A 12,302-nucleotide genomic window follows, 5' to 3' on the forward strand; every position below is an offset into this window, starting at 1 on the left:
GCCCGGTAGGGGACATCCGTGAATGGAGCGATAAGGCATGGCTATGGCCGATCGCCTGAATCCCGAAGGCCTCCGGTACGCGCAGGCAGTCGTCGAGACCAAGTCGTTCAGCGCCGCCGCACGCGCTTACGGCGTCACCCAGCCCGCCCTGTCCAACGGGATCGCCAAGCTGGAGGAGCGCCTCGGCGGCAAGCTGTTCGACCGCTCGCCGCGCGGCGTGACCCAGACCGACTTCGGCACGCGGATCCTTCCTTTGATCGAGCGCGCCCTGGTCGCGCTGGACGCCGTCGCGGCGGAGGCCAGGCGACTGACCGAACCGGGCGAGCAGAAGATCCGTATGGGTGTCTCGCCCCTGATCGGCTCGCACCTGGTCGCCCGGGCGTTCAGCATGGTCTGCGACCTTCCCGCGCCCAGCGACCTCGTGCTGCGCGAGGCGAACATGCAGGACCTGCGCGCATGCCTGCCGGCAGGCGATCTCGACATCATCCTGATCCCCGCCGTCACCGCGATGCCGCGCTTCGAGCACCGGGTCATCGATGTCGAGCCGATCGTCGTCGTCAGCCCCGATTCCGCGCAGGACGCTCCGCTGGAGCTCCAGGAGGCCGGCAAGGAGCAGTTCATCCTCGTACCGGACACCTGCGGCCTGACCACGTTCACCAGACAGCTCTTCCAGGCGCACGAGATGCCCCTGCGGACGTATCCGGGAGAAGCCGCCGGCTACCAGGTCCTGGAGGACTGGACGAAGCTGGGCCTGGGCTCGGCCATGGTCCCCCGCTCCAGGCTCACCTCGCCCGACGTGCCCCACCGGCCGCTGATGAACGAGGGCCGCGAAGTGCAGATCTCCTTCGAAGCGGTGTGGAGCGCCGACTCCCCGCTCGGCGCGGACCTGCTCCGCCTCGCCGAGAGCCTCGCGGCCGCCCGCCTCTAGCCGTACGCATTGCTTGTGGCCCCTCTCCTCCCCCTCCCCGACACCGACACCGACACTCATGACCGACAGGTGGAGTCATGCACGAACTCGAAGCGCTGCTCCGCGAGTACGACCGTGCCCGCGCGCACACGGACGAGCTGTGGAAAGACCTCACCCCGGACGAGGTGACCTGGCGCCCGCACGAGGACTCCAGTGCCATCGGCTGGCATCTCGGCCACCAGGCCCACGTGGCCCACTTCATGATCCGCAACCTCACCGCGGCCGAGCCCAGCCCCGACCCGGAACTGGACGGGCTCATGGACTCGGCGAATCCGGAGAAGTTCCGCGGCACGCTGCCCACGGTCAAGCGGCTCACCGAATTCCGCGACACGGTCGCCGAACGCGTCCACGCCCGCATCGGCGACATCGCCGCCGGAAACGTCGGCGCCCCGACCCAACTGACCGTCGTGGGGACCTACTTGCTGACCGCGCTGATCAACCACGAGTACCAGCACGACCAGTGGATCAGCGAGGTCCGTGCCGACAACCTCGGCCACCCGCTCCCGCCCGACCCCGCCTCGGACCGGCTCAGCCGCGTCGACGGCTACCTCGTCCTCACCCCCTACGCCTGACCACCACACCGCACACGGACGGGGCCCCGGTGCCTAGTCCATGCGCCGCTGGTCCTCCTCGCTCCAGGCCCGGGTGTCGCGGGGCGGGAGGTACGGCTCCTCCTCCTCGGGCAGGCCGCCCTCGACGGCGCGCTGCCGGGACAGCTCCGCGTCGAACTCCAGGCCGAGGAGGATCGCGATGTTACTGATCCACAGCCACACCAGGAAGATGATCACTCCGGCCAGGGTCCCGTAGGTCTTGTTGTAGGAGGCGAAGTTCGCCACGTAGATCGCGAAGCCGGCCGAGGCGACCATCCAGATCAGCAGGGCCAGCACACTGCCCGGGGTGATCCACTTGAATCCGCGGCCCTTCACGTTGGGCGCCGCCCAGTACAGGAGCGCGATCATGAAGGTGACCAGGAGGACCAGCACCGGCCATTTCACATAGGACCACACCGTCAGTGCCGTGTCCCCGACCCCCAGCGCCGATCCGACCTCATGGGCCAGACCGCCGGTGAAGACCACGATCAGCGCGCTGATCACCGCCAGCACCAGCAGGAGCACCGTCACCCCCACGCGCACCGGCAGCACCTTCCACACCGGACGGCCCTCGGGAACGTCGTACACGGCGTTGGCGCTCCGGATGAACGCCGCGACATAGCCGGAGGCCGCCCACACCGCCAGGACCAGACCCACCACTGCCATGGCCGAGCCGATGCCTCCCCGGCCCTGCAGTTGCCGCACCGCGTCGCTGAGGACGTCCTGCACCGCCCCCGGGGTCAGCTTCTGCAGGTTGGCCAGGACCTGGTCGGTCGCCGACCGGCCGGAGAGGCCCAGGATCGACACCAGCACCAGCAGGGCCGGGAACAGCGACAGCACGCCGTAGTACGTCAGTGCCGCCGCCCGGTCGGTGAGCTCGTCGTCCTTGAACTCCTTCAGCGTTCCCTTCAGCACGGCCTTCCAGGAGCGTTTCGACAGCTGGGTCGGCTCGTCCGGCGCCCGCTGCTCCACTTCCTCCCCCGGCCCCGGTGCCTTCGGCTTCTCAGACTTCGGTGTCCGCGCCATAAGTCCGGAGTACCCCATATGGTCGGACCATGCGGCGCCGCAGGGCGGCAGCGTGCCAAGGATTCGGTCATCGACCGGAAAGCGATTGTCCAAGATTGATTCAACGACCGCCAAGATTCAGCAAGGGAAACGGCCGGACCAAGATTCGGACGTACGTTCCTCACCGTGAATTCTGAGCCCGCTCCCCACAGAGCCGTCGGCCTCGCGCCGACCACCCCCACCGCCGCGACCACGACCAGGACCGCGCGGCGTTCCCTTCTCCGCGCGGCGCTGACCGGCACCGCCGTCCTCGGCACCTCTCTCGCCGTCGGCGCCTCCTCCGCCGCCGCGACCCCCACCGGCAGCACCCGCCCCCGCCCGACCACCGCACAGGAGGCCTTGCGGGAACTGGCGGCGGGCAACCTCCGCTGGCGCACCTACCGCGAGCGCCACCCCGACGAGACGCCCGCCGTGCGGCAGGCACTGGTGTCGGGTCAGCACCCCTTCGCCCTCGTACTCGGCTGCATCGACTCCCGGGTGCCGCCGGAGCTGGTGTTCGACCAGGGGCTCGGCGACCTGATGACCGTGCGCTCGGCGGGCGAGGTGCTCGACGAGGCCGTGCTCGGCAGCGTCGCCTACGGCGCGCTCGAACTGGACATCCCCCTGATCCTGGTACTCGGGCACCAGTCGTGCGGCGCCGTGAAGGCCGCGGTCCAGGCGGACCAGACGGGTGAGGAACTGCCCGCCCACATCCAGTACATCGCCGACCAGATCAAGCCGGCCATCGACCACAGCACGGAGGGTGACGCGCGTATAGCCGCGACCATCGATGCCAACGTCGAGCTCGTACGGTCCCGGCTCGCGGCCGAGGCCGACCTCGCCGCCAAGGTGGACGCGGGCGAACTGCTCATAGTCGGCGCCCGCTACGACCTGACGACCCAGCGGGTCAACCGGGTCGGCTGACCCCCGGCGGAGGTCCCGGTTTCCGGCGCTCGGCCGGAGACCGGGACCATCGTGCCCCGTCAGCACGCCCTCAGCCGACCGCCGGCAAGCCCTCAGCGAGCCACCAGCGTGATCTCCCGTTCCTCCTTCGCGTGGAAGACCGGCACGAGCACCAGGGCGGGGTGGGGACGCAGCTCCATCAGAGTGGCCTGCACGACGGCGGAGCCGGGCCCGTACCCGTCGGACCCTGCCCTCGGGTCCGCGGCCCCGTGGCAGATCGCGCGGACGCCGACGCAGCGGTGCGTGGCGGGCGTGACCCTGCCCTTGTTCGTCCACGGGTGTACGTCTCCGTCGCAGACGGCGCGCGTGCCGCCGACGGAGCGACGTCTGCCGTCCTGCTCGATCGAGGACGACACGTAGACAGGTCCGCTGCCCGCGGCGCAGCGGTACGTGCCGGACAGGGTGATCGTGCCGTCGGCGGCCACCCGGCCGGTGGCGGCGATCGTCAGGGCCTCGTCCGGTTCGGCCGCGGCCTGAGCCGAGGGAGCGCCGAAGATCAGCAGCGCAGCGCCCACGGCCGCGCCCATGACCTGGGAAACCGACATCGGTATACCTCCTTGAGCGGGTACCTCAGAGGTATCGGCACAGCGGGCGCCTGCCCGCCTTCGTCACCCCCTGGGCGGCGATTCGGCTCGTCCGTCTCCAGCACACCGCCATCTCCAGCACACCGGCCGTCCCGCGGTATGTCAGCGTCGTGTCACAGGACGTCCGGGTGGTGTCACGCTTCCTCGACATCGCTTGGCGGGGCGTCCCGGCGCGCGCATGGTCGGAGTACAGCACCAGGGCGGGGCGGCGACCCGCCGCCCGCCGCAGAGCCATCCGATGTGAAGCATCCGATGTGGAGGCGCGCCATGTGTTCTCACCAGACCCAGTGCTCCGCGGCCGACCGCCCCGGGCGCGACAGCGCCCACGTCGTCGCGTTCCACCCCGAACAGGGCTGGAACCTGCTGTGCAACGGGACGATCGTCTTCGACGACACCGGTGAGCTCCTGCCCGACGGCAGGGTGGTCGCGCCGGTGCGGGTGCCGGTGACGGAGTTGGCCGTCGCCGCGTAGCGCTCCGCGGGTTCAGCGGGTTCGGTGGGTTCCGTTGTGATGAGTCTGCGGGCCGGTGGGGGCTTGTCGCGCAGTTCCCCGCGCCCCTACGGGGCGCCACGTTCCTACGGCAGTACCGCGAAGCCGTCGAGTTCCACCAGTGCCTGCTCGTCCCACAGGCGTACGGTGCCGATGACCGCCATCGCGGGGTAGTCGCGGCCCGCCAGTGTCCGCCAGATGCGCCCCAGGTGGGCGGCATGGGTCCGGTAGTCGGCCACATCGGTGGCGTAGACCGTGACGCGGGCGAGGTCGGCCGGAGTGCCGCCGGCTGCCGCCAGAGCCGTCAGGAGATTGGTGAGCGCCCGCTCGAACTGCTCCGGGAGCGTGGTCCCGACGACCTTGCCGTCGGTGTCGAGCGCGGTCTGGCCCGCCAGGAAGACCACCCGGGAGCCCGTGGCGACGACCGCGTGGGAGAAGCCCGTGGGCGGGGAGAGGCCGGGCGGGTTGACGCGCTCGGCGCTCATGAGGCGCGCACCTCCTTCGCAGCCTCCTGTGCCGCGTCCTTCACCGATTCCTTCGCCAACTCCTTCGCGATGATGTCCCGTTGGACCTCGCTCGCCCCCTCGTAGACCCGGGGCGCCCGCACCTCCCGGTAGAGGTGTTCCAGGAGGTGGCCGCGGCGCAGGGCGCGGGCGCCGTGGAGTTGGACCGCCGCGTCGACGACGTACTGGGCGGTCTCGGTGGCGAGCAGCTTGGCCATGGCGGCGCGCTTGGGGACGTCCGGGGCCCCTTCGTCGTACGCCGTCGCCGCCGCGTACACCATGAGACGTGCCGCCTCCGTCCGTACGGCCATCTCGGCGATCTGATGGGCCACGGTCTGAAGTTCCCTCAGCTTGCCTCCGAAGGCGTCCCGTTCGGCCGTGTGCGCGAGGGTGGCGTCCAGGGCCGCCTGCGCCATACCGACCGCGAAGGCCCCCACGCTCGGCCGGAAGAGGTTCAGGGTGTTTATGGCGACCCGGAACCCGCGGTCGGGCTCGCCGAGGACGTCGTCCACCGTGACCGGTACGGCGTCGAAGTCGAGGGCTCCGATGGGGTGCGGGGAGAGCATGTCGAGGGCTGTGCCGGTGAGGCCGGGGCGGTCGGCGGGGACGAGGAAGGCGGTGACGCCCCGGGCGCCGGCCGCGGGTGTCGTGCGGGCGAAGACGGTGGAGAAGTCGGCCTCGGGGGCGTTGGAGATCCAGCACTTCTCCCCCGTGAGCCGCCAGCGGCCCGGGCCGTCCGGTTCCGCGCGCAGGGCCAGCGCCGCCGCGTCCGACCCCGCCCCGGGCTCGCTCAGTGCGAAGGCCGCCACCGCCGTGCCCGCGGTCACCTCGGGCAGCCAGCGTTCCCGCTGGGCCCCGGTGCCGTAGGCGTGCACCGGATGGGCGCCCAGGCCCTGAAGGGCGAGCGCGGTCTCGGCCTCCGTGCAGGCGTACGCGAGGGACTCCCGCATCAGGCACAGGTCGAGCGCGCCGGAGGTGAACAGCCGCTCCAGCAGTCCGAGTTGGGCGAGTTCCGTGAGGAGCGGGCGGTTGACGCGGCCCGGCTCGCCCTTCTCCGCGAGGGGCCGCAGCCTCTCCGCCGCCAGGGAGCGGAGTTCGGCGCATCGGGCGAGTTGTGCGGGTTCTAGCGAGAATGCCGTCATCGCCGGTCCTCTCACCTGAGAAGTCACCTGAAAGGTCACCTGAAGGGCGGGTCCCCACTGACGGTATCGCGGACCGTTGACTGTCGTCACCAACACGATACGCTCCTGATGCGAGCCCACCACTACAAAGGGGGCGAACCGCCATGGAGACCAAGGACCCCGGCCAGGGCGTACAGCCGACGATCTCGGCCCACGCGGACACCTTCGCCCGCGACCACCTCCCACCCCCGGGCCAGTGGCCCGAGCTCACCTTCGACCTGCCGGAGCTGCGCTACCCGGGCCGTCTCAACTGCGCCGCCGAACTGCTCGGCACGGCCGACCCCGCCCGCCCCGTGTTCCACACCCCCTCGGGGACCACCTGGACGTACGGCGAACTCCGCGCCCGCGTCGACCGCGTCGCGCACATCCTGACCGGCACCCTCGGTGTCGTCCCCGGCAACCGGGTCCTCCTGCGCGGCCCGACCACCCCGTGGCTCGCGGCCTGCTGGCTGGCGGTGCTGAAGGCGGGCGCGGTCGCCGTCACCGTGCTGGCGCAGGCGCGGTCCCACGAGCTCGCGACCATGTGCCGGATCGCCCGGGTGAACCAGGCGCTGTGCGACGTACGGTCGGTGGACGACCTCGCGAAGGCCGAGGTGCCCGGGCTGCGGATCACGGCGTACGGCGGTGACGCGCCGGACGACCTGCTGCGCCTGCCGGCGCCCGACGGTCCGTTCGAGGCCGTGAGCACGGCCGCCGACGACGTGGCGCTGATCGCATTCACATCGGGCACTACCGGACGCCCGAAGGGATGTCTGCACTTCCACCGTGATGTGTTGGCGATAGCGGACACCTTCTCGAAGCATGTGTTGAAGCCACACCAGGACGATGTCTTCGCGGGCAGTCCGCCCCTCGGGTTCACGTTCGGGCTAGGCGGGCTCGTCGTCTTCCCGATGCGGGTGGGCGCCAGTGCCTTACTGCTCGAACAGGCGGGCCCCCGGCAGTTGCCGGCCGCGATCGCCGAACACCGGGTGTCGGTGCTGTTCACCGCGCCGACGGCGTACCGGGCGATGCTGGGCGAGCTCGACGGGCACGACATGTCGTCGCTGAGGCGCTGCGTCTCGGCCGGCGAGAACCTGCCCGCGGCCACCTGGCGGGCGTGGCACGAGCGCACCGGGCTGCGGATCATCAACGGCATCGGCGCCACCGAGCTGCTGCACATCTTCCTCTCGGCGGCCGACGAGCACATCAGGCCCGGCACCACGGGCGTTCCCGTACCGGGGTGGCACGCGCGCGTGCAGGACGAGAACGGCTCCCCCGTGCCGGACGGCGAGCCCGGTCTGCTGGCGGTGCGCGGACCGGTGGGCTGCCGCTATCTCGCCGACGAGCGGCAGCGGGAGTACGTGCGCGGCGGCTGGAACGTCACCGGGGACACCTACGTCCGCGAGCCCGACGGCTACTTCCGCTATGTGGCGCGCGCGGACGACATGATCATCTCGGCCGGGTACAACATCGCGGGCCCGGAGGTCGAGGACGCCCTGCTGCGCCACCCGGACGTGGTCGAGGCGGCGGTGGTGGGACGGCCGGACGAGGACCGGGGGCAGGTCGTCGTGGCGTACGCGGTGCTGAGGCCGGGCGCGCCCCGGGACACGGAGACGCTGCGCGCGTTCCTCAAGACGGAGCTGGCCCCCTACAAGTGTCCGCGCGAGATCGTCTTCCTCGACGCGCTGCCGCGCACGGCGACCGGGAAGGTCCAGCGGTTCCGGCTGCGCACCGGCGGTGGCCAGCCGTGACGACCAGCCGTGACGACCAGCGGTGATGGCCGACAACAGTGACGATGAAGATCTAAAATGATCAACGTGTCCGAGCAGCACGCCCCCCGTTCCCTCATCGTGACCTTCTACGGAGCGTACGGCCGCTCCGTGCCGGGTCCGGTGCCCGTGTCCGAACTGATCCGGCTCCTCGCGGCGGTGGGCGTCGACGCGCCCTCCGTACGGTCGTCGGTGTCCCGGCTGAAACGGCGCGGGCTGCTCGTACCGGCCCGAGCGGCGACCGGGGCGGCCGGGTACGGGCTGTCCGCGGAGGCGCGGCAGCTGCTCGACGACGGCGACCGGCGCGTGTACGCCGCCGAGCCGCCCCCCGAGGACGAGGGCTGGGTGCTGGCCGTGTTCTCCGTGCCGGAGGCGGAGCGGCAGAAACGGCACGTGCTGCGCTCCCGGCTGGCCGGGCTCGGCTTCGGCACCGCCGCCCCCGGGGTGTGGATCGCGCCCGCCCGTCTGTACGAGGAGACCCGGCACAGCCTGGAGCGGCTGGGGCTCGGCCCGTACGTCGATCTGTTCCGCGGCGCGCACCTGGGCTTCGCGCCCACGGTCGAGTCCGTGGCCCGCTGGTGGGACCTGGCCGCGATCGCCAAGGAGCACGAGGCGTTCCTCGACCGCCACGCGCGCGTGCTCCACGGCTGGGAGGGCCGGGAGGACACGCCCGCGGAGGAGGCGTACCGCGACTACCTGCTGGCGCTCGACTCCTGGCGCCACCTGCCGTACGTGGACCCCGGACTGCCGTCCGCCCTGCTTCCCGCCGACTGGCCGGGGGCGCGCTCGGCGGCCGTCTTCCGGGCCCTGCACGAGCGACTGAGGAACGCCGGAGCAATCTTCGCCGGAGTGGATCAAACACCCGAAGCAACTCCCGTAAACATCCGCTCCGGTTACGATTCGGTGGACTCAGGGAACCCTTAGGGTTCTCCTCCCGTCTTCTCAGAATTCTTACTTAGCATCGTGACGCATGAGTCTGATGCGCAATCTGAACCGGGCGCTCACCGCCACGACCGGCCTCCAGGTCCGCAAGGCCGCCCCGGCCGCCCCTGACCGGCCGAAGAAGACCGCGGCCCCCGAGCCCGCCGCGAAGAAACCCACAGCGGTGTACCGATGTCCGGGCCCCGAGGAACTCGCGACCGACCGGTTGCTGCGGCAGCCGGTCTTCATCATGTCTCCGGTGCGTTCCGGCTCCACGCTGCTCAGGATGCTGCTGAACGCGCACCCGCGGCTGCACTCCCCGCACGAGCTGCACATACGTCGGCTGGAGGTCGGCTACGGCAGCAAACTGTCACAGAAGGCCATGAGCGCCCTCGACCTGGAGCGCGGCGATCTGGAGCACCTGCTGTGGGACCGGGTCATGCACCGCGAGCTGGTGAGGTCGGGCAAGGACTTCATCGTCGAGAAGACCCCGAGCAACGCCTTCGTGTACCAGCGCATCAGGGACTGCTGGCCCGACGCGCGCTTCGTCTTCCTGCTGCGCCACCCCGTCTCCATCGCCCAGTCCTGGCACGAGGGCGACCCCGGCAGGCGCACGTACGAGGAGGCGGCGGCCGACGCACTGCGCTACATGAAGGCCGTCGAGCGGGCCCGCGAGGGCATCACCGGCGGGCACACCGTGCGCTACGAGGACATCACCGCCGACCCCGAGAAGGAGATGCGGCGGCTGTGCCTGTTCCTCGACGTCGACTTCGAACCGTCCATGCTGGACTACGGCAAGAAGGACGACACCCAGGTGGTCAAGGGTCTCGGTGACTGGCGGGACAAGATCAGGACCGGCTCGGTCCAGGCCGGCCGCGCGCTGCCCACCGAGGACGAGATCCCGGAGATCCTCCGGCCCATGTGCACGGCGTGGGGTTACAGCGAGTGAAGCCGCACGCCGAGATTGCAGAGGTCTGGCCGCGCGACGGACGCATCAGACTCGTCGGACACCTCCACGGACACTCCGGGGAGGGCGCGTGGACACTGGTCCTCACCCGCCGTGCCCGCACCGAGCAGCGCCTGCGCTACGACGCCCACGTCAAGGGCGACCGCTTCGAGGGCGAACTGCCCATCGCCGACCTCGCCGCGGCCGACCACGCGGCCGTCGAGGAATGGGACATCCACCTCAGCGACGGCGAGGTGGAACTGCGCGCCGGACGCCGCCTCGACGACGTCCGGGGTAAGAAAAAGATCTTCGTGTACCCGGAGCAGCGCACCGGTGACATCGGCGTACGCCCCTACTACACGATCAAGGACAACCTCTCCCTGGAGTGCCGCACGGGAGCGGGGGGCGCGGCATGAGCGACCGCCGTCCCCTCCCTTCCCTGCCCTCCCTGCCCTCCCTGCCCTCCCTCCCCAGAATCCGCTATCTCCTGCTGCACGCCTACGGCCGCGGCGGCACCATCCGTACGGTCATGAACCAGGCCAACTCCCTCGTGGCCGCCGGCTGGGACGTCGAGATCGTGAGCGCGTTGCGCCGCCGGGACGACATCCAGTTCCCGCTCGACCCGCGCGTCACCGTCTCCACGGTCGTCGACCTGCGCGAGGAGGCGTACACGCCGCCGTCCGGCCTCGTGGACCGCTGGCGCGACCGCCGCCGGGGCAGACTCCTCGACGCGCCCCCGCGCCACATTCCCGAGGGCGAGTTCGGCTACCGCTACTTCAACCGGTACATCGAGAACCAACTCATCGCGTACATGGGCGCGTTGACCGACGGCGTCCTCGTCACCACCCGACCCGCCCTGAACTTCCTGGCCGCCCGGCACGCCACGAACGGCGTGGTCCGCGTCGCGCAGGAGCACATGAACCACGGCACCCACAAAAGTGACGTGCAGCAGCGCATCCAGGAGACCTACCCCCGCTTCGACGCGGTCGCCGTGCTCACCGAGCGGGACCGCGACGAGTACGAGGAACTGCTGCCCGGAACCAGGGTCGTGCGCATCCCCAACGCCGTGCACTCGCTCGACCAACTGCCCGCCGACCCGCAGGCGAAGATCGCGGTGGCGGCCGGGAGGCTCTTCCCCCAGAAGGGCTTCGACATGCTGATTCCGGCCTGGGCGAAGCTTGTGGAAACTTTTCCCGACTGGCAGTTGAGGATCTACGGAAGCGGCGAGAAGAAAGCGGAACTTCGGGCTCAGATCGAGGAACACCATCTCTACAATCACGTGTTCCTGATGGGTCACACCGACCGTCTGGACGACGAACTGGCCAAGGCCTCGTTCTACGTGCTGAGTTCACGCTTCGAGGGACTGCCGATGGTGATGATCGAGGCCATGAGCCACGCCCTGCCCGTGGTGAGCTTCGACTGTCCGACCGGTCCCGCCGATGTCCTCACGCACGGGGTCGACGGTCTGCTGGTGCCGCCGGAGGACCCGGACGCGCTCGCCGACGCGATGGCCAAGCTGATGGCCGACGAGAAGCGGCGCGCTGACATGGGTGTCGCCGCGGTGCTCACGGCCGCCTCGTACGGTCCGGACGCCGTGCACCCTCGTTGGGAAGCCCTCTTCACCGACCTCCATGGACAACGGCGCCCGACCACCGGGGCCGCGAAAGGACAGCACGCATGACCACCACCCCCAGGGCTCAGGGAGCCACCGTCTGGCTCACCGGACTGCCGAGCGCGGGCAAGACCACCATCGCCCGCGTCCTCGCCGGGCGCCTGCGGTCTCAGGGGCACCGCGTGGAGGTCCTCGACGGTGACGAGATCCGCCGCTTCCTCTCCGCCGGCCTCGGCTTCTCCCGCGAGGACCGTCACACCAACGTGCAGCGCATCGGCCTGGTCGCCGAGGTCCTCGCCCGCAACGGCGTCCTCGCCGTCGTCCCCGTCATCGCCCCGTACGCCGACAGCCGCGAGGCCGTGCGCAAGCGCCACGACGCGAGCGGGACGCCGTACCTCGAGGTGCACGTGGCGACCCCGGTGGAGGTGTGCAGCGAGCGGGACGTGAAGGGGCTGTACGCACGCCAGGCCGCGGGCATGCTGAAGGGCCTGACCGGCGTCGACGACCCGTACGAGGCACCGGTCGACCCTGCGCTGGTCCTCCAGACGCAGAACCAGACGCCCGAGGAGTCGGCGGACGCGGTGCACGCGGTGCTGGCCGCGAAGGGACTGGCGGCGAGGGGGTCGGCATGACGGCAGAGCTCACGGCACGATCCTTCGCCCTGTCGCACCTGGACTCGCTGGAGTCCGAGGCGGTGCACATCTTCCGTGAGGTGGCGGGCGAGTTCGAGCGGCCGGTGATCCTGTTCTCCGGC

14 protein-coding genes and 1 pseudogene are annotated in these 12,302 nt (G+C 70.6%); 11 read left to right on the forward strand and 4 right to left on the reverse strand.

The genetic code is table 11. From position 1 onward, the window contains the following. Positions 1-37: 37 nt before the first annotated feature. The gene (locus tag AB0959_RS42660; protein WP_366832230.1) at positions 38-928 is read left to right on the forward strand and encodes a LysR family transcriptional regulator; all 891 of its coding nucleotides are present in this window, start codon (positions 38-40) and stop codon (positions 926-928) included. Between the two features lie 77 nt (positions 929-1,005). Next, positions 1,006-1,539 carry a DinB family protein gene (locus tag AB0959_RS42665; protein ID WP_366832231.1) on the forward strand — a complete coding sequence of 178 codons (534 nt, stop codon included), beginning with the start codon at positions 1,006-1,008 and terminating at the stop codon, positions 1,537-1,539. A gap of 33 nt (positions 1,540-1,572) precedes the next feature. Here AB0959_RS42665 and AB0959_RS42670 read toward each other — a convergent pair whose 3' ends face one another. Further along, positions 1,573-2,583, reverse strand: a complete 1,011-nt coding sequence (locus AB0959_RS42670; RefSeq protein ID WP_366832232.1) for a YihY/virulence factor BrkB family protein — start codon at positions 2,581-2,583, stop codon at positions 1,573-1,575. Positions 2,584-2,853: 270 nt separating this feature from the next. Here AB0959_RS42670 and AB0959_RS42675 point away from each other — a divergent pair, with 270 nt between their 5' ends. Beyond that, on the forward strand, positions 2,854-3,525 hold the full coding sequence (locus AB0959_RS42675) for a carbonic anhydrase (RefSeq protein ID WP_366832249.1): 672 nt from the start codon (positions 2,854-2,856) through the stop codon (positions 3,523-3,525). Between the two features lie 92 nt (positions 3,526-3,617). On the opposite strand, the gene AB0959_RS42680 is transcribed toward AB0959_RS42675, so the two are convergent. Continuing rightward, positions 3,618-4,109 (reverse strand): DUF6299 family protein, encoded by a 492-nt coding sequence (locus AB0959_RS42680; RefSeq protein WP_366832233.1) that lies wholly within the window; start codon positions 4,107-4,109, stop codon positions 3,618-3,620. 306 nt (positions 4,110-4,415) lie between these two features. On the opposite strand from AB0959_RS42680, the gene AB0959_RS42685 reads away from it, so the two are divergent. Further along, positions 4,416-4,619, forward strand: a complete 204-nt coding sequence (locus AB0959_RS42685) for a DUF5999 family protein (RefSeq protein WP_366832234.1) — start codon at positions 4,416-4,418, stop codon at positions 4,617-4,619. Positions 4,620-4,723: 104 nt separating this feature from the next. Here AB0959_RS42685 and AB0959_RS42690 read toward each other — a convergent pair whose 3' ends face one another. Both AB0959_RS42690 and AB0959_RS42695 read right to left on the reverse strand, forming a co-directional pair. Then, positions 4,724-5,122 (reverse strand): RidA family protein, encoded by a 399-nt coding sequence (locus AB0959_RS42690; protein WP_366832235.1) that lies wholly within the window; start codon positions 5,120-5,122, stop codon positions 4,724-4,726. Beyond that, on the reverse strand, positions 5,119-6,282 hold the full coding sequence (locus tag AB0959_RS42695; RefSeq protein WP_366832236.1) for an acyl-CoA dehydrogenase family protein: 1,164 nt from the start codon (positions 6,280-6,282) through the stop codon (positions 5,119-5,121). The genes AB0959_RS42690 and AB0959_RS42695 overlap by 4 nt, the downstream gene beginning before the upstream one ends. Before the next feature lie 143 nt (positions 6,283-6,425). Between AB0959_RS42695 and AB0959_RS42700 the strand changes: the two genes are divergently transcribed. The 7 genes and pseudogenes from AB0959_RS42700 to AB0959_RS42730 all read left to right on the forward strand — a co-directional run. Next, positions 6,426-8,051, forward strand: coding sequence for an AMP-binding protein (locus AB0959_RS42700; protein WP_366832237.1), 1,626 nt, complete (start codon positions 6,426-6,428; stop codon positions 8,049-8,051). Between the two features lie 57 nt (positions 8,052-8,108). Beyond that, entirely contained in the window at positions 8,109-8,993 is an 885-nt protein-coding gene (locus tag AB0959_RS42705) for a PaaX family transcriptional regulator C-terminal domain-containing protein (protein WP_366832238.1), read from the forward strand. Positions 8,994-9,039: 46 nt separating this feature from the next. Continuing rightward, complete coding sequence (locus AB0959_RS42710; RefSeq protein WP_366832239.1) at positions 9,040-9,939, forward strand: sulfotransferase; 900 nt, start codon at positions 9,040-9,042, stop codon at positions 9,937-9,939. Continuing rightward, the gene (locus tag AB0959_RS42715) at positions 9,921-10,352 is read left to right on the forward strand and encodes a hypothetical protein (RefSeq protein WP_366832240.1); all 432 of its coding nucleotides are present in this window, start codon (positions 9,921-9,923) and stop codon (positions 10,350-10,352) included. The genes AB0959_RS42710 and AB0959_RS42715 overlap by 19 nt, the downstream gene beginning before the upstream one ends. Beyond that, a complete protein-coding gene (locus AB0959_RS42720) occupies positions 10,349-11,617 on the forward strand; it encodes a glycosyltransferase family 4 protein (protein ID WP_366832241.1) in 1,269 nt (422 codons plus the stop codon). The genes AB0959_RS42715 and AB0959_RS42720 overlap by 4 nt, the downstream gene beginning before the upstream one ends. Further along, positions 11,614-12,180: an adenylyl-sulfate kinase gene (cysC, locus tag AB0959_RS42725; protein ID WP_366832242.1), complete on the forward strand. Its 567-nt coding sequence runs from the start codon at positions 11,614-11,616 to the stop codon at positions 12,178-12,180. Before AB0959_RS42720 ends, cysC begins: the two co-directional genes overlap by 4 nt. After that, a pseudogene (locus tag AB0959_RS42730) lies at positions 12,177-12,302 on the forward strand (sulfate adenylyltransferase small subunit); the annotation flags it as partial. The gene cysC and the pseudogene AB0959_RS42730, both read left to right, overlap by 4 nt.

The organism is Streptomyces sp. NPDC046862, from assembly GCF_040704615.1.
In the GTDB taxonomy this organism is placed as follows: domain Bacteria; phylum Actinomycetota; class Actinomycetes; order Streptomycetales; family Streptomycetaceae; genus Streptomyces.